Below are 21,739 nucleotides of genomic sequence, written 5' to 3'. Positions count from 1 at the left end.
GCCTGCCCAACCGGATCGGGGGCGACGCTTCCCTGACACCGACAAGGCCATCACCTTGCCAAGGGCAGGATCCCCCGACCAAGCCAACATTGATCAAACCAACAGCGACGAGAAGAATGGGAGGCATTGCTTCGCGTCGCTTGTGTTCATTGTCTCTATGTCGGGAGGACATTCATGCCCAAGGAAAATCTACGGCGTTACTTCCAGTTCTTTCTGGTTTTGCTAGCCGCCGGTGCCATCTATCCGGTGATCTATCTGCGCACCAACTATCAGGAAACGATCCTCGAAGTCTTTAATCTGCCGCTGACCAGCCTCAATGACTTCTATTCCGTGCTTGGCACCGCCTATATCATCGGCTATCTGCCCTCGGGCTATCTGGCAGACAAATTCTCTGCCAAATGGCTGATTTCCACGTCGCTGGCCGGGGTTGCCCTGTGTGGCTTCTGGTTCGGCACAGTGCCATCGGAAGGCTCGGTCAAGATTGTCTTCTTCCTCTGGGGCTTCTTTTCGGTCTTCACCTTCTGGTCTTCCCATATGAAACTGGTCAAGATGCTGGCCAAACCGGAAGAGGTTGGCCGTTTCTTTGGGGTGCTTGATGGTGGCCGCGGCGTGGTCGAAGCCTTGATGGGCACCATCGGTCTGGCTGCTTTTGCCTGGATCCTTGGCAACAGCATCGAGATTGCCGACAAGCGCGAGGCGCTGGTCGCTGTCATCAATATCTTCTCCGTCATTGTGCTGGCAGCTGCCGTTCTGATTGCCTTCTTTGTCGAGAGCGACGAACAGCTCAAAGAGCATGCCGTTGCCTCCGGTCAACATAGCGACGATGACAAGTTCCGCCTTGCTGATTGCGGCAAGCTGCTGACCAACAAGTATGTCTATCTGATGGGCGCCATCATCTTCATGGGCTATACAGTCTTCTGGACTGTCTATTATCTGGGTGGCTTCCTGCAGACCAATGTCGGCATGGATGCGGTCAGTGTGGCAACCGTGACGGCCATCGTCCTCTGGATGCGCCCGATCGGCGGCTTCATTGGGGGCTTCATGGCGGACCGTATTGGCCGGGCCTATACCAACGCTGTGGCCATCACGGGTGCCGTGTCTCTGCTTGTGATCCTTGTCATGATGCCCACAAGCTTGTCGGCCACGCTCTTCTCGGCTCTGATCATCCTGCTGGGGGCCTTCCTCTATGCGGTGCGTGGCACCTATTGGTCACTGCTCGGCCAGTCACAGATCGAAGCCGTGATGATGGGCACCGCCATCGGCCTTATCTCGCTGATCGGCTATTTGCCGGATATCATCCTGCCGCAGCTCAACTCCTATCTCTGGACCACCTATGGCGATCAGGGCGGCTACACGGCCTACTTCCTCGTCTCGGCGGCGCTTGGGGTCATCGGCATCCTTCTGGCCATCATCTATGAACGCCTGAACAAGGTCGACGCGAAGCTCGCCACCGCTGCGGCAAAGGCTCCGAGCGGCGTGGTGGTGCAAGGCTGATGAAGCTTGTCTGTGTCGCCCGCTTTGTCCCGGATGGTGACTGGATGGATCCTTTTGGAAACAGCCACTCCACCATCCCGGGTGAGATCACCATCCGGGATGGCTGCCGCAGAAGGCTGTGTCCAGACGATGCGGCAGCCCTAGGCTTCGCTTTGTCTCTGCGCCAACAGATACCGGATCTGTCTCTTCACCTGTTGGCTCTGGCCACTCCTGCTGCGATACTCCAGATCGAGGATATCCTGCGGCTGGGGGTGGACAGGGCGACCCTGCTGCCAGAGATGATAATGGCAACAAGCGACACGGTCACTCTGGCAAAGATGGTCGGTAGCACTCTTCCCGCTGCCGACTATGACTGGATCCTCACCGGAAGTGATACCCATGGCCACGCGGCGGCCCCTTTGGCCCCGGCTCTGGCGGGCGTCCTCGGGATCGACCATCTCTCCGGCATCTGCCGGATTGATGACACCCGTTTCACCAAGCATCACGGCGAGTTGGAGCGGCGGGAAGGGCGCTTTGTGACACGTTACGCGGTGCGTGGGCCTGCCATTCTTGGCTTTGACGCACGCAGTGACTATGCCATGCCCTATCTGCGCATCAAGGATCGGGCCAAGGATGTCTCGCACAGATTGCGCTGTCCGGGCGACATGATTGAAGGGCCTGAAGAGGCAAACACACAGCCATGCGACGCTGTCATCCGTTTGACAGGTCTCATGAAACGGCAAAAACGACGCAAAAACCCACGCAAGGTTGACCTGAATGATGAAGGTATCGCGCAGGTCTATCACTATCTGTGCGAAGAGAGACTGATCTGACATGCGCCGGATACTCATCCATATGGACCCGGAACGGGATCGGGAACAACAGGAGCTGCTCGCTGCAGCCGATGCGCTGTTCCCCGATGCAGGCCGTCAGCTGCATGTCCTGCTGATCCACGGCACCTGCGATGCCCTCAAGGGCAAAGTCGATGCGATCCTCGACCTGCGTGATCACCACATCGATGGATCGGATGCACGACAAATGTGCGGGGTGATGGCGGCTTTGCACCAGACCCACGCCTATGACGCCATTCTGATGGCAGATGATCTGTTGGGTCGTGACTGCGCCCCGCGTCTCGCGGTCAGGATCGAGGCTGCAATCGTCACCTCTGTCTCGGCCATTGGCAACGAGCAGGGCAAGGCAATCATCGAGCGCCCAACCCATGATGGTCAAGCGATTGGCCGCTTTGAAGCCGATCCAGCACGCCCGTTGGTCCTGACCATCCAGCCGCGCCGGTTTGTGCCCATTGACCAAGCGGAGCGCCCAACCGCAATCCTTCGCCCCCAGCTTCCGAACCTTGCTGCCAGCGATATTCGACGGATTGCCCGGCAAGAGATCGATCGGCCCGACATCCTTGACAGTGATATCCTGATTTCCGGTGGCCGCGGCGTTGCGCGTGATTTTGCTGCCCTTCAGCCGCTGGCCGTTGCGTTGGGCGGTGCGGTTTCTGCCAGCCGTGCAATGGTTGATGCGGGCTTTGCTGATCGCAGCCAACAGGTCGGCCAGTCGGGCAAAAGGGTAAGCCCTCGTCTCTATTTGGCGCTTGGCATCAACGGTGCCATCCAGCATGTGCTGGGGCTTGCGGATGCCGAGCATATCATCTCAGTGAATACCAATGTGGATGCACCAATTTGCAGCCTTTCCGACATCGTCGTCAAAGGCGATGCACTCACATTCGTCGACAAGTTGCTCAATAAGATCAAGGAGGAGCAAAGCAATGGAACCGTCTGACTTCAATATGGATTTCTTCTCTTGCAAGGGCAAGAATGCCATTGTCACCGGCGGCAATGGTGGTCTCGGACAGGCCTTCTCGACCGCCTTGGCCAAGGCGGGCGCCAACATCATGGTGCCCAGCCTGATGGAAGATGATGGCACCACCCGTTCTCTCGTCGAGGCATGCGGAGTGGAATATCGCTTCATCGAAGCCGACATCACCAAGGAAGGCGAATGCAAGCGTGTCGTCGACGCCTGCATGGAGCAATGGGGCAGCGTCGATATTCTGATCAATTGCGCGGGCATTTCGATCAACGAAAAAGACGTCACCAAATTTTGCCGCACCCAGTGGGACAAGATGGTCTCGGTCAACCTGACCGCCGCCTTTGAAATGATCCACGAAGCCTGCATCCACATGATCGCGCAAAAAAGCGGCAAGATCATCAACATCGCCTCGCTCTTTTCCTTTTTGGGCGGGCAATGGTCTCCGGCTTATGCCTCGACCAAGCATGGCATTGTCGGCCTGACCAAGGCCATGTGCGATGAACTGGCCCAGTTCAACATTCAGGTCAATGCCATCGCTCCGGGCTATTATGCAACGCCGCTGACTGAAATGACCCGCAAGGATGAAAAGCGCAATGCAGAAATTCTCTCCCATATTCCGGCCAACCGTTGGGGCTGGACCACTGACTTGATGGGTGCGACTGTCTTTCTGGCCAGTCCGGCCTCGAACTATGTCAATGGCACGGTGCTGACCGTCGATGGTGGCTATTTGATGCGATGATGATGTCCGACCGGAAGGGCTCTTGTCCGGTCGGATCGCCCCCTGCTGGCAGGCGACTGCATGGTGGCTGCAAGCAGGGTGGCCCGCTGACAGACCTCGTCCATCCCCGAATAGCGCCCAGACGCGGGCGAGGTCTGTCCTTTCTCTTTGGGTGGAGACACAATGATGCAAAAAGACAAACAATACATCCTGTCCATTGATGGTGGCACGCAAAGCACCAAAGTGGCGATCTTCGATCTGACCGGCCATGAACTCTGCTCCCACACGGTCAAGCTGCAGCCGATCCATCTTTATGGCAACGAGCGTGCCGAGCATCCCGATGACGATCTTTGGGACAGCCTGATCGAGGCCTGTCAGGCCCTGTTCGCCAAGTTCGATGGCGACAAGGGGGCCATTGCAGGCGTCGGTCTTGGTTCGATCCGCTGCTGCCGCACTCTGATCCGCGCCGATGGGTCGCTGGCCTCGCCGGTGCAGAGCTGGATGGATTTGCGTCTCTCTCGCCCCTATCAGCACGAAGACGACACGGTGAAATATGTGACCACCACCACCGGCTATCTCACCCATCGTCTGACCGGAGAGACCAGAGACACGCGCAGCAATTATGTCGGGCCATGGCCAATTGATCCGATCACCCTTGACTGGTTCGAAGATCAGGAGACATTCGACAGCTACACCACCCCGCGCGACATGCTGTTTGATCTCGTTGACCCGGCCACCATCCTTGGCCATGTCAATGGCTTTGCTTCAGACGTCTTGGGGCTGCCGCAAGGTCTGCCGGTCGTTGCCACCGCCAATGACAAGGCCGTTGAAGGCTTGGGCGCAGGCCTCGTCAATGATGGCACCGTGTTGATTTCGCTCGGCACCTACATCACCTCGATGATGGTGGGCGATGAAAACCGTCAGGATGCGGCCAGTTTCTTTGCCAATCCCGGCGCGGTGCCCGGCGAATTTCTCTATGAAAGCGCCGGCATCCGCCGGGGCATGTCGACGGTTACCTGGATCAAGGATCTGCTCGGCGGCGACATTGTCTCTGAGGCCGAAGCGCAAGGGCTGAGCCCGGAAGCCTATCTCAACAAGCGGGCAGCCGAAGAGGTCTCCCCCGGCTGCGATGGCCTTTACACCCTGTTGCATTGGCTTGCCCGGCCCAGTCACTTGCATGAGCGCGGCGTGATGATCGGCTTTAACGGCAATCACAAAGGCCCGCATATGTTCCGCTCGGTGCTCGAAGGCATTGCGCTGACCATGAAGAACAATGTTCAGGCCATGTGCGACGAACGCGGCGTTGCCCCCACCCGGATTATTGTCAGTGGTGGCGGCTCGAACGGCGATCTCTTCATGCAGATCTTTGCCGATGTGTTTGGTGTCCCCGCCTTTCGCAACGAGGTCAATGGATCGGCCAGCATGGGCGCGGCCATCTGCACCGCTTTGGCGCTGGGCATCTATGCCGACCGACAGGAAGCCATAGACAAGATGGTCCGCCGCAAAGATACCTTTGAACCGGTGCCAAGCAATGTGGCGCTCTACCAGAGGATCAATCAGGAGGTCTATCAACATCTGGCAGCCGAGACCGATGGCTTGCTCAAGCGCTCACACGCCATTTTTCATGGCGAGGAGGAGTAAACTTGACCGAGGATCTATCCCCTCTTGTGGATCCTGATCGCCATTGACGGGCGCGAGCCAAGAAACAAGACCCCCGCCATCCGACAGGAGGGCGGGGATTTAAATGGGCAGCGGTTGGCGCTTAACTTGCGCGCAAGACACGGGCCAGAAAATCGCGCGTGCGCTCTTCTTTCGGATGGGAGAATATCTCTTCCGGCGTGCCTTGCTCCAGAATGCGCCCCTTTTCAAGGAAGCAGACCCGGTCGGCCACATCCCGTGCGAAGGCCATTTCATGGGTGGCAAGGATCATTGTCATGCCGTCCTGCTTGAGGGATTTGAGCACTTCGAGCACTTCGCCGACCAGTTCCGGATCGAGCGCCGAGGTGATCTCGTCAAACAGCATGATTTCCGGATGCATCGCCAGCGCCCGGACAATCGCCACCCTTTGCTGCTGACCGCCGGACAGCTGATCCGGATAGTGCCCCATCCGGTCTTTGAGCCCAAAGCGGTCAAACAGCGTTTCGATCTCGGGCCGAAAGGCGTCGCGGGAAGCCTTGAACACCCGCCTTGGGGCCAGCATCACATTCTCTTCCGCGGTCATATGCGGGAAGAGATTGAACGACTGGAAGACAATGCCGATCCGCTGGCGAATGGGCTGCGGGTCAAGGGCCGGATCGCCGATCTCCTCGCCCTCCAGCCAGATTTCGCCATCATCGACCGGTTCAAGCAGATTGATACAGCGCAGCAAGGTCGACTTGCCCGAGCCGGAAGCGCCGATCAGGCAGACCATCTCGCCTTCATCCACCTCCAGCGAGATGCCATTGAGCACCTTGGCCGGGCCGAAGGATTTATGCAGATTGTTCAGTCGCAATTTCATGAGCGTGCCCGATTTTGCTTGGCAATCAGATGATCGGCCAGTCGTGTAGCCGGGATTGTGACAACCAGGAAAATGGCGGCGGCCACCACATAAGGCGTGAAGTTGGCCAGCAGCGACTTAAAGACCCCCGCCTGCCGGAAAATCTCCACCGGTCCGATGAAGGACAGCAAAGCCACATCCTTTTGCAGCGCGATCAAGATATTCATCTGCGCCGGGATCACCCGTCGGATGGCTTGCGGCAACACCACATCGCGCATCACATCGGCCTTTGACAGGCCAAGGGATAGGGCAGCGCTGCGCTGGGACTGGTGGATGCTTTCAATGCCGGATCGGAAAATCTCGGCTACATAGGCAGCATAAGTCAACACCAGAGCCACCGTGCCCCAGATATAGGGCGAGTTGAACGGACGGGTCAGGCCAAGCCCGGGAATGCCAAAGCCGATCAGATAGACCACCAGCACCACCGGCACGCCGCGAAAGATGTCCGTATAAAGCGCGGCAAACATCCTGAGCGGATACAGAACCGGATCGCGCACATCGCGCGCCAGCGCAATGGCCAGCCCCAGCATGGCAATCAAGGGCACCGACCAGGCAAAGATCGCCACGTCCAGCATGAAGGCGTCCAGCAGCTTGGGAAAGCTGCGTACCACCACATCCCAATTGAAAAAGCTCTGCTTGACCCGCTCCCATCCCGGCGTCAACGGGACGAGCAGAATGATCGCGGCCAGCACGGCGAAGGTCGACAAAGCCGCAAGAAGCAACGAGCGGCGTCTGAGCTTACGTTCAAACGCCTGTCGGCGGGTCAGTCCCGAAACGGTATCTGCCATTATTTGATGACCGGCACGCCCGTGGTTTCAGCCAGCCAGGTGGCTTCCAGATTGGCCAGAGTGCCATCCTCGGTCAGTGCCTTGATGGCATCATCAAGGCAGGCCTTCAGCGGGTTGCCTTCTTCCATCAGCATGCCGAACTGATCGGGGTTGGTGCTGCGGTCTGCCGGAAACTGCCCAAGCAACAATCCGTCATTGACCACAACGGCGGAGAGATACAGCGCGGTCGGCAAATCGAACAGAGCCGCGTCGATCTGACCGGCCTGAATGGCTGCGGTCACATCCGCATTGTCATTATAAAGCAGCGGGTCGCTTTCCGGTCCAACCAGCTGTGCCAGCATCGGCACGGCGGTGGTTGTCGCATGGGCGCCCCATTGCAGCTTTTTCAGCGATTCAAGGGTTGGCTTTGCGCCTTTCTCGACCACCGGCTTGGTGGTCAGCACCGCCATGGCCGAAGTGTAATAGGGGGCGGAGAAATCGACGGTTTTGTCGCGGTCGGCAGTGATTGAATATTGCTGCATGTTGACGTCGAAATCTTTCGGTCCCGGTTGGATCGATTCATCAAAACTGGTGCGCACCCAGACCACATCTTCCCGCGCGAAGCCCATTTTGTCCGCCACCGCATAAGCGACCGCTGGCTCAAAGCCCTTGCCGCTTTCCGGCGCGTTATCAATCACCCAGGGGAAATAGGCCGGGTTGCCGGTCGCAATGGTGAGCTTGCCGTCGACGAGGGTTTTGCCGCTGGCGCACTCATTGGCGGCCAAGGCTGGCAGGCTGGCCACCGCAAAGGTGAGCGCCAGCGCAGGAACTAGAGCGGTGGAGTGCAAGGGCAAGGTCATGAAAACGTCCTTCATTCGTTGGTGAGGCAAGCCCGAAATGACTGTCGGAAGGGCTTTCTGGCCCGGTCCGCACTGTCTTGTCTGCAAGCAAGGCATGGTGACGTCCGGGGGACAAGTTTCAGCCGCTAGATGACCCAATTTTCCTGCTTCTGTCCAGCCTCGAATCCAGCTTTTGACTTGATAAGTAACCGGTACGCCGTTTGGCCGTGGTGCGAAGCAAAGATATGAACAAGCTGCGCTTTCATCAATGGCTTTGCAATCTTGGTGCAAGCAGGGACGCACCGGGGCCATCGCCCCTCGATCACGTCGCCACACCTTTGCGTGAGCTTGACCCTTCAATCCTTTTCTTCGGCACGGACCATACGCATATCGAGGCGGCAGAGAGCCAATTAATCTGAAAGCAATCTTACTGACAAGGAGCTTTTCAATGACCAATACCGCAACCAATCCCCGCGATATCGCGGTTGAAATCGTCCATGGATTTGTTGATGGCGACAAAGGCGGCAACCCGGCTGGCGTTGTTCTTGATGCTGACGACCTGACCGAGCCCGATATGCTGGCCATCGCCGCCAGTGTCGGTCTGTCAGAGACCGCCTTTGTGTCGCAATCTGCGAGCGAAGGGTTCAAGTTCGACTTCTTCACGCCAAACCGCCGCATCGCCCATTGTGGGCACGCGACCATCGCAGCCTTTTCTCATCTTGATGCCCTGAACCGCATCGGCAATCCCGAGACCTCGAAAGAAACGATTGATGGACCGCGCCGCATCCGCATGAAGGCAGGGGCCGCCTATATGGAGCAGCTTGCACCGAAATATCAAAAGCCGACGGACTGGAAAGAGGCTGGCGTGAGCCTTGAGGCTGTCCTCGCTTCTCTGGGCCTTGAGGAAGGCGCGCTGGACCCGACTTTCCCCTCGGTGCTGGTCAACACGGGCAACAGCTTCATTGTCCTTGCGGTCAAAAGCGGAAAACAGCTTGCGAGCCTGAAGCCTGACTTCGCGGCGATTTCCGATATCAGCGAGCGGCTGGATCTGATCGGCTACTATATTTTTACCACCGACCAGAGCGCGACCAAGCGCGACGCCACGGCGCGAATGTTCGCTCCACGTTATGCGATCGAGGAAGAAGCCGCCACCGGGATGGCTGCCGGGCCTCTGGCCTGCCTGCTGCATGATTTCGGCCCGAATGCCAAAGAGATTTACGATATCGAGCAAGGCACGTTCATGACACCGGCATCGCCCAGCCTTATTCATGTCGAACTGGAGACCAAGGGCGGCAAAATCACCAGTCTGATGGCTGGTGGCCAAGGTAAGGTAATGCGGTCTCTCACGGTGACCATCTGACGCGCATCCATGGCACGGTACCGCGCAACAAAAAAAGCCTCTCCCCCGGTGGGGAAGAGGCAGCATGAATTCAGTCCAATCCGGTTAGGGATTAGGAAGGCAGTTTCCAGACATCCGGAGCTGCTTCGAAGCGGGCTTCGAACTTGGCCAGTTCTTCCGAGATTGCCACTGGCAAACGGTCGCCATACTTCTTGAAGTATTCTTTCAGCTCAGCTGCTTCTTCCAGGCCACCGGCTTTTTCAACGTCGGTGATGGAAGCATACTGCTCTTTGGAGAAGTCCAGACCAGCCCATTCCAGATCGTCATAGGTTGGCATGTAACCGAATGGGCTTTCGACGGCATCCACTTTGCCTTCGACACGATCAATAACCCATTTCAGGACGCGCATATTGTCGCCGAAGCCAGGCCAGATGAACTTGCCGTTTTCGTCTTTGCGGAACCAGTTGGTCCGGAAGATTTTTGGCAGTTTCAGATCGCCGCGTTTGCCCATTTCGATCCAGTGGTTCCAGTAGTCGCCCATGTGGTAGGCCATGAATGGCAACATGGCGAATGGGTCGCGACGGATACCGGACACGCCGATGGCGGCAGCGGTGGCTTCAGAGCCGATGGTGGCAGCACAGAAGACGCCATGGTTCCAATCGAAGGATTCATAGACCAGTGGGAAGGTCTTGGCCAGACGGCCGCCGAACAGGAATGCAGAGATTGGCACGCCATTCGGATCTTCCCAAGCAGGGTCGATGATTGGGCACTGATCAGCAGGGACGCAGAAGCGGCTGTTTGGATGAGCGCCTTTTTCGCCGGACTCTGGGGTCCAGTCGTTGCCTTTCCAGTCGATGCCATGTGCAGGTGGCTCGCCGTCCATGCCTTCCCACCATACGTCGCCGTCATCGGTCAAAACAACGTTGGTATAGATGGCATTGCCTGGTTCCAGGCTCTTCATCGCCATTGGGTTGGAATCGTAGGAGGTACCCGGAGCCACGCCGAAGAAGCCGCGTTCTGGGTTGATTGCACGCAGGGTGCCATCAGCAGCAGGCTTGATCCATGCAATATCGTCACCAACGGTGGAGACTTTCCAGTCGTTCATTTCTTCTGGAGGCGTCAGCATGGCGAGGTTGGTCTTGCCGCAGGCAGATGGGAAAGCAGCTGCCAGATAGTCTTTTTTGCCTTCTGGGCTTTCCAGGCCAAGGATCAGCATATGCTCAGCGAGCCAGCCTTCGTCACGCGCCATGGTGGAAGCGATACGCAGAGCAAGACATTTCTTGCCGAGCAGAGCGTTGCCGCCATAACCGGAGCCATAAGACCAGATTTCGCGGGTTTCTGGGTAGTGAACGATATATTTGTTCTTGATTTCGCCTTCACAAGGCCATGGCACATCTTCCTGGCCTGGCTCGAGCGGAGCGCCAACGGAATGGACGCAAGGGATGAAGTTGTCTTCGCCAAGAACGTCGAGTACCGGCTGACCCATACGGGTCATGATTTTCTGGTTGACCACCACATATTCGGAGTCGGTGACCTGTACGCCAATCTCAGCGATTGGGGAGCCAAGTGGACCCATGGAGAATGGAATGACATACATGGTGCGGCCCTTCATGCAACCGTCGAAACGGTCTTTCAGGATCGGGCGCATCTCATTGGGGTCCATCCAGTTGTTGGTTGGGCCTGCGTCGATTTCTTTCTCGGAGCAAATGAAGGTACGTTCTTCAACACGCGCTACGTCACTCGGGTGGGAGCGAGCAAGATAGCTGTTCGGGCGCTTCTCTGGGTTCAATCTGGTAAAGACGCCGGCGTCAACCAGTTTCTGACACAAACGATCATATTCTTCGTCAGAACCATCACACCAGTGAACCTGATCCGGCTTGCAAAGCGCAGCCATTTCGTCGACCCAAGCAAGCAGCTTTGCGTTCTTGGTATTGCTCATGAATTACCTCGATGTCGTTGATTGTGGACCACTCCGCTGCCCCATTGAAACAGCGGGGAAGAGGACGTTACCCCGCTTCTAGCATGTTAGAGATAACCTCCCCTTGATGTATCTCATCCTGCTCAGAAACTGATCGAAAACTACTCTTCTTCACCCCCCACGACAAGCGTATGAACCCTATAAAACGCAGATTCAGCCTCCGTAAGCGTCAATCATGCCTGTTATACCTTAGCCGCATATCAAATTGTGCAAAAACTGCTATGGAAGCGCTGTTTGTAACGATTGAACTGCGTCATTTTGTCCATATTTTCGTGAATTCGCTTCCATTCACGCAGTGTGAGTCTTGCCTCGGCAATCCACTTTGCCCGGATCGGATGGCAGCGCAAACATCGCGACAAGTCAGAGTGTTATAGCGTCCGGGCAATTATATGTGGATTAATGCGTAGGTGCGACCGACCGGCTTTGCCTGCATCCTTTCGTCGTGTTGGCGTCGATTGAACCAAATTGCACCAAGGGCGATCGGATCGCCAACTGGCGGAACAGATCAAACCGGATCAGGGCGACTTTTTCACGCTTGAAAGACGAGATGATTGGCCTTTGTCACCCCTGTCCAGAGACCGCGAGGAGGTGAAGAGATGGCAGGACGATCTTGCCGACGCCGGAAAGGGCGTTTGAAGGGCTGTTGCAGGGCACAAAATACACCTTCGGACCGAAGAGCCTCCGATGCAGCTCAGCGCCATAGACATTATAATATAGGGGCCTGACGCAGACCGCCCATGAAGCCCGTTTGAAACGTGTTAAAATGCCATGATATCGGCACCGGATCGGGGGCCCAATGACGGCGCACACTTTATTATATATAGAGAGCTGTGTGTGGTGGGGCTCACGCACGGCGAAAAATCACGCTCAGATTGTTGGCGGGCATCTCGATCACGGCATCAAGCGCAAGGTCGTTGGCCTTGGCGCAGGCAATGACGTCGTCCAGTTGCCGAATGCCCCAAAGGGGATTGCGGGCCTTCAGGCTCGCATCAAATGCCACATTGCTTTCCACGAACGACACGCCTTGCTGCCGATAGGGGCCGTAGAGGACCAGTGGAGCACCGGAGCTGAGCAACAGCCCGGCTCCTGCCAGCAAGCCTTCGGTTGCAGCCCATGGACTGATATGCACCATATTGATGGCCAGAATGGCGTCTGCTTTGTCCAGAGGCCAGGTATCAGTCGATGCGTCCAGATCAAGTGGTGGCAGGATGGTCTCGAGTTTTTCTTCTGCAATGCGGGCTGAGATGGAAGACCGGGCCTCGGGGGAGGGGTCCGAGGGTTGCCAGATCAAGTCGGGCAAATGGCTGGCAAAATGCACCACATGCTCCCCGGATCCGCTGGCAATTTCCAGTACAGTGCCAGATGCGGGCAGGTGGTCCCGCAAAACCTGCAGGATCGGCTCGCGGTTGCGCAGGGCCGACGGGCTTGTCAGCTTTTGATCTTGATCGGTCATTATAAGTCCCCCTCCATTCGTGGCGTTTCCCGCCTTATCTTACCGCCTAACATGCCTTGATATCGTTGCAAAGACAAATGGCTGACGATTCGCCGCAGACAGCAACAGGCGGCCCGAAAGCCGCCTGTTTTGAAGCAGCAAAGATGGAGAGGCTGCTGGGTGAAAGATGTCTCGGACCCGGATCAGGCACTTTCCGGTGTAAAGGTCATGGCGACCCCGTTGATGCAATGGCGTTTGCCTGTCGGCTGGGGTCCATCGTCAAAGATATGCCCCAGATGGCCGCCGCAATTGCTGCAATGGACCTCTGTCCGGGTCATAAAAAAGCTTTTGTCGACGCTGGTGCCGACTGCATCGGGCAGGGCTTCGTAAAAACTCGGCCAGCCGGTGCCACTGTCATATTTGGTCTTGGAGGAATAGAGCGCCTGATCGCAGCCGGCGCAATGGAACAGGCCAGTGCGTTTCTCGTCGTTGAGTGGACTGGTAAAGGCGCGCTCAGTGCCGTGATCACGCAACACGCGATATTGCTCATCAGACAGGCGCTTGCGCCACTCCGCGTCGCTCAAGGTCAGGGGAAAGCTGCCGGCTTCAGTCGCGTGAGACTGACTTCTTATCAACAGACCTGACGCGCCTGCGCCTAATAGGGCTGCCGCACCGGACAGAAGAAAGGTCCGTCTCTTCATGATGATCTCCTTTGTTGATTTCGAGTGTTGCCGTCTCCCAGACTTGTCATGGAGGAAACGGCCACTGTTCCAAAGATAGGGATCCCGGCAATCAACCGCCAATCACATTGATGACAACACCGATAGACCCGCAAGGCTGAGGGAGCCGCCAATCTCCCTATCAAGTGCAAGGATATGTGACGCGCATCAGGCCCGCTCGAACGGATCCTCACCGATGGTCCGCTTGACACTCATGCGAATTACTAGATGGAAATATCTCAATCTTAACGCAAACTTGTCTTGCTATCAGCGAATTTGCGCATTTCTAGAAAGTTTGAACGAAAATTTGTGAATTTTAAAAATTGCGCGCGTAAAAAAAATATGGTTACCTGCATAGGTTACCAACACGACGAAGGCACCATGATCAGAACACCGAAAATCCGCAACATGGAACAATTCGCCGAGGCGAGTGGTTTGTCCCGCCCGACGGTCTCCAAATTCTTCAACAATCCGGACAGTGTGCGGCCCTCAACGCGCAAGAAGATTGAAGAAGCTCTGGAGCGCTTCGATTATCGACCGAACATTTATGCCATTAATCAGAACCGCCGTCTGACCAAGACAATTGGCATTGTCGTACCCTATTTGACGGACCCCTTCTTCGGCGAAATTGCCCGTATGCTGGCCGCCAAATGTGTGGCCGAAGGCTATTCGCCCTCGATGTTCAGCTCGAACGGCACTGCGGAGCAGGAATGTGAAATCTTCGACAATTTGCGCTCCATGAAGCCGACAGGCGTGTTGCTTGCGCCCCTTGGACGGCTGTCTGATCAAAGCGCGGTTGCAGCCTTCTGCAAGGATGTGCCTACTGTTCTTTTTGATAGTAATATCAGAGATTTGGGTCTTTCTTTTGTTGGCTCAGACAATACCCAGTTCACCGCGCTGATGGTTGAGTATCTGCATCGAACCGGCGAACCTCCGGCCTTGTTGGAAATGAAAACGCCACCAAACCCGAACGCGCGAAAACGCCGTCAGGGCTATGTCTCGGCGATGGAATATCATCGTCTGGCGCCGGAGATCGTCCAGATTGATGGTGAGGGCTGGCGGCTGGAAGATATCGGCTATGCGGGTGGTATGAAGGCCTTTGCCGACAAGGCGTTCAAGTCCCGAACCGTGCTCTGTTCCAACGATCGCCTGGCCATTGGCTTCCTGGCCGCCTGCCATGAAAAGGGTCTCAAAGTGGGCATTGGTCCCGATGTGGACATTCGTGTTGCCGGGCAGGATGATCATCCCTTCTCGCGCTTCACCTACCCGCCCTTGACGACGATCGCTCAGGATTATGAGTCGATTTCCAAGCGCGCAGTTGAGGCGCTGCTCGATGCTGTGAAGGAGGAGCAGGTTCCGACCGAGCGGCCAGATATCTTTTTTGAAGGCAAACTGATCATGCGCAAATCGGCGTAATCTCTATAAAATTTACGCGCGTAAAAAAATAGTTGACCGCGCGATATGGATGTGTTTTCATTTCCCCCAGACGAAAAGCAATCTAGGGAGGAAGAATAGATGCTTTACAAAAACGTCCTGGGCCTGACCACGGCCCTGACCATGCTTGCAACTGGTGCAATGGCGGCTGATACCACCTTGACCATCGCGATTGTGAACAACGGTCACATGATCAACATGCAGAAAGTTGCAGAAGCTTACACCGAGAAAACCGGCGTAAAACTCAACTGGGTCTCCCTCGAAGAGGGTGTCCTGCGTGAGCAGGTCGCATCTGATACCGCCACCGGTGGCGGTCAGTATGACGTGATCAATATTGGTATGCAGGAAACCCCTGTCTGGGGTGCCGCTGGGTGGATCGAGCCTCTGAAATTTGGGGCAGACTACGATGTCGACGACATGCTGCCTGCCATTCGCAACGGCCTGTCCCATGAAGGTCAGCTCTATGCTGCGCCTTTCTATGGCGAGTCTTCGATGGTCATGTATCGCAAGGATCTGACCGATGCTGCTGGCGTGACCATCAAGGACAACGACAGCTGGGAGAACATCAAGAAGGCTGCTGCTGCGATCCACAATCCGGACAAGGGTGTCTATGGCGTCTGCTTGCGCGGCAAGCCGGGTTGGGGTGACAACATGGCGTTCCTGACCGCCATGATCAACTCTTTCGGCGGCGCATGGTTCGACAAGGATTTCCGTCCGACCATCAACACCGAAGAGTGGAAAAAAGCCATCAGCTTCTATGTTGATCTGCTCGGCACCTATGGCCCTCCAGGCTCCGAAGGCAACTCCTTCAACGAAATCCTCGCCCTTTACAATGAAGGCAAATGCGGCATGTGGATTGACGCCACGATTGCAGCGTCCTTCCTGAAGGTCGATGGTGTTGACTATGCTCAGGCTCCAAATGCCGGCAACCCGGTTGGCGCCAACTGGCTCTGGGCTTGGGCAATGGCGGTTCCTGCCGGCACCCCACAGAGCGAAGAAGCAAAAGCCTTTATCGAATGGGCAACCTCCAAGGATTACATCCAGGCTGTTGCCAGCCATCCGGACTTCGGCTGGGGATCTGTTCCAACCGGCACCCGCAAGTCGACTTATGCTCAGCCAGAATTCCAGAAAGCTGCCAAATTTGCAGCAGCTGAGCTGAAAGCCATCGAAACGGCTGCACCAGAAGCAACCGATCTGAAGCCATATGTCGGTGTTCAGTTCGCTGCTATTCCGGAATTCCCGGAAGTTGGCTCCGCTGTGGCTCAGGAAATGGCTGCTGCTTTGTCCGGCGCAAAATCTGTCGAAGAAGCCCTTGAAGCTTCGCAGGAAGCTGCTGAAGCGATCATGAAAGAAGCTGGCTACTTCGAGTAAGCTCTCCCAACTCCCAGACAAGAGGCTCGGCTCTATGCCGGGCCTCTACCCAAATCGGGTAGGTGATTGGCCCCGTTGGCCACGTCTCGTCATGGGACGAGAGCTTGACACCCCACAAGTATACCGCAACGTGGACGGTGACTGAAACAGGTCGCAGGAGCGTTACCGATATGAATAATCGAAAACTACCACGCCTTCTTCAGACGCCGGCCGTATTGCTGTTGCTTGTCTGGATGTTGGTGCCTTTGAGCATGACGCTGTTCTTCTCGTTCATTCGTTATGTTCTGAACAATCTGCGTCGCCCCGAATGGACCTCGCCTTCAATCGACAACTGGCGCGGCTTTGGCAACTATGATTTCGTGCTGCATTCGAAAGACTTCCTGTTCGCCATTCAGAACAGCCTGTTCATCGTTGGCAGCATCCTGTTTCTGACGGTGATTCTGGGTGTCCTGATCGCGATCCTGATCAACAATGCCTTTCCGGGCCGCGGCATCGTTCGCGTGCTTTTGATTTCGCCATTCTTCGTCATGCCTGCCGTGAATGCAGTGCTCTGGATCAACATGATTTTGGATCCTGTGCTGGGTTTGCAGGGGATCGCCATCGAAGGCATCAATGGCGTGATCATGAGTTTGAAGGATGCGCCCATCGTTGGCTGGTTCTTCTCGCTATGGCCGACATTGGAGCCGATTTCCTTCCGCGCAACGCAAACCTCCGCCTATGCCGTGATCATCATGGTGACCTGGCAGTGGACGCCCTTTGCCGTCCTGATCTTCATGACCTCCTTGCAGTCTGAAGACCAGCAGCAGAAGGAAGCTGCAGTTCTGGATGGTGCTGGTCCATGGTCGCAATTCCGGTTCCTGACCCTGCCGCATCTGGGTCGACCGATTGCCATCGTGGTGATGATTCAGGCCATTTTCCACCTGTCCCTCTATGCCGAGATCGAGATTGTCAGTCGCGGCAACGGGAACAAAAATCTTCCCTATCTGATCGGTGAATTTGCCAACAACAACATTGGCGCTGCCAGCGCTACGGGCATCTTTGCGGTCATTCTCGCCAACATTGTCGCGATTTTCCTTCTGCGCATGGTTGGCAAAACTCTGATGGAATGAGGAGCGGATCAATGGCTATTGTTGCACAATCCTCGACACTGGGACGCTCAAGCCGCATGCTGCTGGCTTGGGGCGTGGGACTGACCTTCTTCTTTCCGATCTTCTGGATGGTCCTGACCAGCTTCAAGACCGACGCCGACGCTGTGAAGCCTGAATATCTGTTCTACTTCACGCCAACGCTCGAAAACTACACCAACATGACCGAGAATTACGACTATTGGCGCTTTGCCGCCAACTCGGTCATCACCTCTGTCTTTGCGACCCTCTTCACCCTCACGGTGGGGATTCCCGCAGCCTATGCAATGGCATTCAATCCGAGCCGCCACACCAAGGATGTCTTGATGTGGATGCTCTCGACCAAGATGCTGCCAGCGGCTGCCGTGCTCTATCCGATGACCTTCCTGACGAAAAACTTCCTCGGGATTTTCGATACACACTTCCTGCTGATCATCGTGCTCAGTCTGATCAACCTGCCAATTGTGGTCTGGATGCTCTTCACCTATTTCAAGGAGATCCCCAAAGAGATCATCGAAGCGGGCAAGATGGACGGTGTTGATACATGGGGCGAAATCAAGGAAATCCTTGTGCCACTTGCATGGGGGGGCATCGCTTCAACGGCCCTTCTCTGTTTCATCTTTTGCTGGAACGAAGCTTATTGGACCGTCCGCCTGACGACGACGGACGCGGCCACCCTGTCCAAACTCATTGAAGGCAACCGTGCCCCCGAAGGCTTGTTCTTCGGTCGCCTGTCGGCGGTATCCGCGGCAGCCGTGGGTCCGATCATCGTGCTCGGCTGGTTCTGTCAGAAACAATTGGTCCAGGGTTTGACCTTTGGCGCTGTGAAGTAGGAAAAGATCATGGGACGTATTAAACTTGAAAACGTGACCAAGAAGTTCGGCGATCTCGCGGTCATTCCAGAACTCAACCTGACCATCGAAGATGGGGAATTCACGGTCTTTGTCGGCCCATCGGGCTGTGGCAAGTCGACCCTTCTGCGCCTGATTGCCGGTCTGGAGGATGTCACGGCCGGCCGGGTGCTGATCGATGGGGAGGATGTCACCGAGATCCCCCCTTCCAAGCGCGGTCTGGCGATGGTGTTCCAGACATATGCCCTCTATCCGCACATGACCGTGCGCAAGAATATCGCCTTTCCGTTGCGTATGTCCGGCATGAGTGAAGCCGAGCAGGAAAAGCGTATCGAGGCGGCTGCCAAGGCGCTCAACCTGACCGACTATCTCGATCGCAAGCCGGGCCAGTTGTCCGGTGGCCAGCGGCAGCGTGTCGCCATCGGTCGAGCCATCGTGCGCGACCCGACCGCCTTCCTGTTCGACGAGCCACTCTCCAACCTCGATGCCGCTCTGCGTGTTGGCATGCGCCTTGAGATCAGCGAGATGCACAATCGTCTGGGCACCACGATGATTTATGTGACCCACGATCAGGTTGAAGCCATGACCATGGCAGACAAGATCGTCGTGTTGCAGGCCGGTGTCATCGAGCAGGTCGGCTCACCGCTTGAGCTTTATCGCACCCCACGCAACAAGTTCGTTGCCGGCTTCATCGGATCGCCAAAGATGAACTTTCTCGAAGGCGAGGTGGCAGCCAAGATGGGAGCCCATACGATCGGCGTTCGTCCTGAGCATATTCGTGTTGCGTCTGAACCGAGCGAAGGCTGCTGGAAAGGCACGGTCGGTGTGGCAGAACATCTCGGCTCGGACACCTTCATCCACGTGCATGACGTGCCCGGCTGTGACCCCATGACCGTTCGCATGGGCGGTGATATGGAAATCAACAATGGTGACAAAGTCTATCTGACGCCTGAAGCAGGCCAGATTCACAAGTTCGATAAAGAAGGGATGCGGGTCCAATGAAACGTCTTGCAGGCAAAAATGCGTTAATTACGGGTGCAGCGCGCGGCATCGGTCGCAGCTTTGCCGAGGCCTATATTCGCGAAGGCGCAAAGGTCGCCATCGCGGACATTGACCTGGAAAGAGCGCAGCGCTCCGCCGCCGAACTGGGCGACAATGCGATTGCCATCAAAATGGATGTCACCAGTCAGGAAAGCATCGATGCGGGCGTTGCCCAGGCCATCGATGCCTTCGGCCAGATCGATATCCTGATCAACAATGCCGCAATATTCACCGCCGCCCCGATCGTCGAAATCGACCGGGACGACTTCCAACGGGTTTTTGACATCAATGTCAGCGGCACACTGTTCACGCTGCAGGCCGTCGCCCGCCACATGATCGACAAGGGCATCAAGGGCAAGATCATCAATATGGCCAGCCAGGCGGGACGCCGCGGCGAAGCTTTGGTTGCCGTCTATTGCGCAACCAAGGCGGCCATCATTTCCCTGACCCAGTCGGCCGGTCTCAATCTCATCCAGCACGGCATCAACGTCAATGCCATATCTCCCGGTGTCGTCGATGGCGAGCATTGGGATGGTGTCGATGCCTTCTTTGCCAAATACGAGAATAAGGAACCGGGTCAGAAAAAACGCGAAGTCGGATTGAGCGTGCCATATGGGCGTATGGGCACCGCAGAGGATCTGACGGGCATGGCTATTTTCCTGGCGAGCGATGACGCCGATTACATTGTCTCGCAAACCTATAATGTGGATGGTGGACAATGGATGAGCTAGTTTCCCTTAGCAACGATACGCTTGAGCAAGTGCCAAACGGCGTTGCGGTTCCCAGCTATGATCGCTCGAAGCTGACGCCGGGGATTGTCCATATCGGTCTTGGCAACTTCCATCGCGCCCATCAGGCCTGGTATTTACACCGGCTGATGGAGCAGGGGCTGGCCCATGACTGGGCGATCATTGGCGCAGGCGTGCGCCCGGCCGATGCCGCCCAGCGCGAGCGGTTGCTGGCGCAGGATTGCCTGACCACCCTCGTTGAGCTTGACCCTTCGGGCAAGTCAGCTGAAATCACCGGCGCGATGATCGACTTTATTCCCGTCGAGCCGGACAATGCCGCTCTGATCGCCCGGATGGCGGAGCCTGATATCCGCATTGTGTCCTTGACCGTGACCGAAGGGGGCTACTATTTCGATCCGGCCACCGGCGAGTTTGACTGCAATCACCCGGACATTGTCCATGATGCGGAGAATCCGGCCACACCGAAAACCGCCTTTGGGGCCATCATCGCGGCTTTGAAACTGCGCCGAGCTTCCGGGGCAGGGCCCTTCACCGGTCAATGCTGTGACAATCTGCAGGGCAACGGGGCCATTCTGCGCCGCACAATCGTGTCCCTTGCCCGCATGTCAGACCCGGATCTCGCCGCGTGGATCGATGCCAATTGCAGCTTCCCCAACTCGATGGTGGATTGCATCGTGCCCGCCACCGGTCCAAAAGAAATGGCCATGGCACAGTCCTTCGGCATCAAGGATGCCGCGCCTGTGACCCATGAGAATTTCCGCCAGTGGGTGATCGAGGATGACTTCTGTGCAGGCCGTCCGGATTATGACAAGGCCGGAGCAACCTTCTCCAACGCCGTGCATGATTTCGAGGTGATGAAACTGCGCATCCTGAATGGCGGTCATCAGATGATCTCCATGCCGGGCGATCTGCTCAGCATCATCACCATTTCGGGCTGCATGGAACATCCTTCCATCCATCGCTTCTTCAAAAAGGCGATGCAAGAAGAGGTTCTTGCCAATGTCAAGCCGGTTCCCGGCATGGATCCGGCAAGCTATCTCGACCTGATCGTGACGCGCTTCTCCAATCCGGAGATCGTGGACACCACCAAACGCGTGGCCTTTGACGGCTCCAGCCGTCAGCCGGGCTTCATCATTCCGTCGATCCATTCCGCCCTTCAGAATGGACAGCCAACCGACGGATTGGCTCTGATGAGTGCCTTGTGGCTGCGTTACTGCCTCGCCAAACGAGACGATGGCAGCATCATAGAGCCCAATGATCCGAATTGGGACGCTCTGCAAGCAGTGGCCAGAGAAGCCGAAAAGAACCCGGTTCTCTGGATCGAACAGCAGCAATATTATGGCGACATTGCCAAAAACACCCCATTCAAGGACAGTTTTGTCAAATGGGTGAGCATGCTGGAAGACAAAGGCATAAAAGAAACGTTGGATGCCTATGGTGGTGGGACCGCCTGAGGTCAAGACGACCCCTGTTGATCAAGCAAACTGGGCCTCTCTGTTTCAGAGAGGTCTTTTTGTTTTGCGGCAGGCGTGCGGTTTGTTGCCGCCAGTGAC

19 protein-coding genes are annotated in these 21,739 nt (G+C 56.4%); 13 read left to right on the top strand and 6 right to left on the bottom strand.

Features of this window, described 5'->3' with window-relative positions; genetic code table 11:
- Positions 1–174 precede the first annotated feature (174 nt).
- The 5 genes from DSD30_RS01070 to DSD30_RS01050 all read left to right on the top strand — a co-directional run bounded on the left by DSD30_RS01070 (position 175) and on the right by DSD30_RS01050 (position 5,647).
- Positions 175–1,494 (top strand): MFS transporter, encoded by a 1,320-nt coding sequence (locus tag DSD30_RS01070; protein WP_114007755.1) that lies wholly within the window; start codon positions 175–177, stop codon positions 1,492–1,494.
- Positions 1,494–2,306: a hypothetical protein gene (locus DSD30_RS01065; protein WP_114007754.1), complete on the top strand. Its 813-nt coding sequence runs from the start codon at positions 1,494–1,496 to the stop codon at positions 2,304–2,306. Before DSD30_RS01070 ends, DSD30_RS01065 begins: the two co-directional genes overlap by 1 nt.
- 1 nt (position 2,307) lies before the next feature.
- Positions 2,308–3,261, top strand: a complete 954-nt coding sequence (locus DSD30_RS21705; RefSeq protein WP_198662765.1) for an electron transfer flavoprotein subunit alpha/FixB family protein — start codon at positions 2,308–2,310, stop codon at positions 3,259–3,261.
- Positions 3,248–4,027, top strand: coding sequence for an SDR family oxidoreductase (locus DSD30_RS01055; RefSeq protein WP_114007753.1), 780 nt, complete (start codon positions 3,248–3,250; stop codon positions 4,025–4,027). Before DSD30_RS21705 ends, DSD30_RS01055 begins: the two co-directional genes overlap by 14 nt.
- 165 nt (positions 4,028–4,192) lie before the next feature.
- On the top strand, positions 4,193–5,647 hold the full coding sequence (locus DSD30_RS01050) for an FGGY-family carbohydrate kinase (protein ID WP_114007752.1): 1,455 nt from the start codon (positions 4,193–4,195) through the stop codon (positions 5,645–5,647).
- A gap of 121 nt (positions 5,648–5,768) precedes the next feature.
- Here the strand turns inward: DSD30_RS01050 and DSD30_RS01045 are convergent, their stop codons facing one another.
- Genes DSD30_RS01045 through DSD30_RS01035 form a run of 3 tightly spaced genes read right to left on the bottom strand, consistent with a single transcriptional unit; the run spans position 5,769 to position 8,169 of the window.
- Positions 5,769–6,503, bottom strand: coding sequence for an amino acid ABC transporter ATP-binding protein (locus DSD30_RS01045; protein ID WP_114007751.1), 735 nt, complete (start codon positions 6,501–6,503; stop codon positions 5,769–5,771).
- Entirely contained in the window at positions 6,500–7,330 is an 831-nt protein-coding gene (locus tag DSD30_RS01040) for an amino acid ABC transporter permease (protein ID WP_114007750.1), read from the bottom strand. The genes DSD30_RS01045 and DSD30_RS01040 overlap by 4 nt, the downstream gene beginning before the upstream one ends.
- Complete coding sequence (locus DSD30_RS01035) at positions 7,330–8,169, bottom strand: ABC transporter substrate-binding protein (RefSeq protein ID WP_114007749.1); 840 nt, start codon at positions 8,167–8,169, stop codon at positions 7,330–7,332. The genes DSD30_RS01040 and DSD30_RS01035 overlap by 1 nt, the downstream gene beginning before the upstream one ends.
- Positions 8,170–8,596: 427 nt before the next feature.
- Here DSD30_RS01035 and DSD30_RS01030 point away from each other — a divergent pair, with 427 nt between their 5' ends.
- Positions 8,597–9,508 carry a PhzF family phenazine biosynthesis protein gene (locus tag DSD30_RS01030; RefSeq protein ID WP_114007748.1) on the top strand — a complete coding sequence of 304 codons (912 nt, stop codon included), beginning with the start codon at positions 8,597–8,599 and terminating at the stop codon, positions 9,506–9,508.
- A gap of 91 nt (positions 9,509–9,599) precedes the next feature.
- On the opposite strand, the gene DSD30_RS01025 is transcribed toward DSD30_RS01030, so the two are convergent.
- From DSD30_RS01025 to msrB, 3 genes are all read right to left on the bottom strand, one after another.
- Entirely contained in the window at positions 9,600–11,426 is a 1,827-nt protein-coding gene (locus DSD30_RS01025; RefSeq protein WP_114007747.1) for a phosphoenolpyruvate carboxykinase (GTP), read from the bottom strand.
- An 883-nt stretch (positions 11,427–12,309) separates the two neighbouring features.
- Complete coding sequence (locus DSD30_RS01020; RefSeq protein ID WP_114007746.1) at positions 12,310–12,918, bottom strand: DUF938 domain-containing protein; 609 nt, start codon at positions 12,916–12,918, stop codon at positions 12,310–12,312.
- Between the two features lie 182 nt (positions 12,919–13,100).
- Positions 13,101–13,601 carry a peptide-methionine (R)-S-oxide reductase MsrB gene (gene msrB, locus DSD30_RS01015; protein WP_425359447.1) on the bottom strand — a complete coding sequence of 167 codons (501 nt, stop codon included), beginning with the start codon at positions 13,599–13,601 and terminating at the stop codon, positions 13,101–13,103.
- A gap of 396 nt (positions 13,602–13,997) precedes the next feature.
- Here msrB and DSD30_RS01010 point away from each other — a divergent pair, with 396 nt between their 5' ends.
- The 7 genes from DSD30_RS01010 (at position 13,998) to DSD30_RS00980 (ending at position 21,640) form a co-directional block, all read left to right on the top strand.
- Entirely contained in the window at positions 13,998–15,032 is a 1,035-nt protein-coding gene (locus tag DSD30_RS01010) for a LacI family DNA-binding transcriptional regulator (RefSeq protein ID WP_114007744.1), read from the top strand.
- A 99-nt stretch (positions 15,033–15,131) separates the two neighbouring features.
- The gene (locus DSD30_RS01005; protein ID WP_114007743.1) at positions 15,132–16,421 is read left to right on the top strand and encodes an ABC transporter substrate-binding protein; all 1,290 of its coding nucleotides are present in this window, start codon (positions 15,132–15,134) and stop codon (positions 16,419–16,421) included.
- A gap of 170 nt (positions 16,422–16,591) precedes the next feature.
- On the top strand, positions 16,592–17,530 hold the full coding sequence (locus DSD30_RS01000; protein ID WP_114007742.1) for a carbohydrate ABC transporter permease: 939 nt from the start codon (positions 16,592–16,594) through the stop codon (positions 17,528–17,530).
- 11 nt (positions 17,531–17,541) lie between these two features.
- Entirely contained in the window at positions 17,542–18,378 is an 837-nt protein-coding gene (locus tag DSD30_RS00995) for a carbohydrate ABC transporter permease (RefSeq protein ID WP_114007741.1), read from the top strand.
- 9 nt (positions 18,379–18,387) lie between these two features.
- Positions 18,388–19,398, top strand: coding sequence for an ABC transporter ATP-binding protein (locus tag DSD30_RS00990; RefSeq protein WP_114007740.1), 1,011 nt, complete (start codon positions 18,388–18,390; stop codon positions 19,396–19,398).
- Positions 19,395–20,168, top strand: coding sequence for an L-iditol 2-dehydrogenase (locus DSD30_RS00985; protein ID WP_114007739.1), 774 nt, complete (start codon positions 19,395–19,397; stop codon positions 20,166–20,168). The genes DSD30_RS00990 and DSD30_RS00985 overlap by 4 nt, the downstream gene beginning before the upstream one ends.
- Positions 20,156–21,640, top strand: a complete 1,485-nt coding sequence (locus DSD30_RS00980) for a mannitol dehydrogenase family protein (protein ID WP_114007738.1) — start codon at positions 20,156–20,158, stop codon at positions 21,638–21,640. Before DSD30_RS00985 ends, DSD30_RS00980 begins: the two co-directional genes overlap by 13 nt.
- Positions 21,641–21,739: the final 99 nt, after the last annotated feature.

The organism is Cohaesibacter intestini (genome assembly GCF_003324485.1).
GTDB lineage: Bacteria > Pseudomonadota > Alphaproteobacteria > Rhizobiales > Cohaesibacteraceae > Cohaesibacter > Cohaesibacter intestini.
The sequence above is the reverse complement of the archived record's forward strand: the minus strand, read 5'-3'. Positions and strand labels throughout refer to the sequence as shown.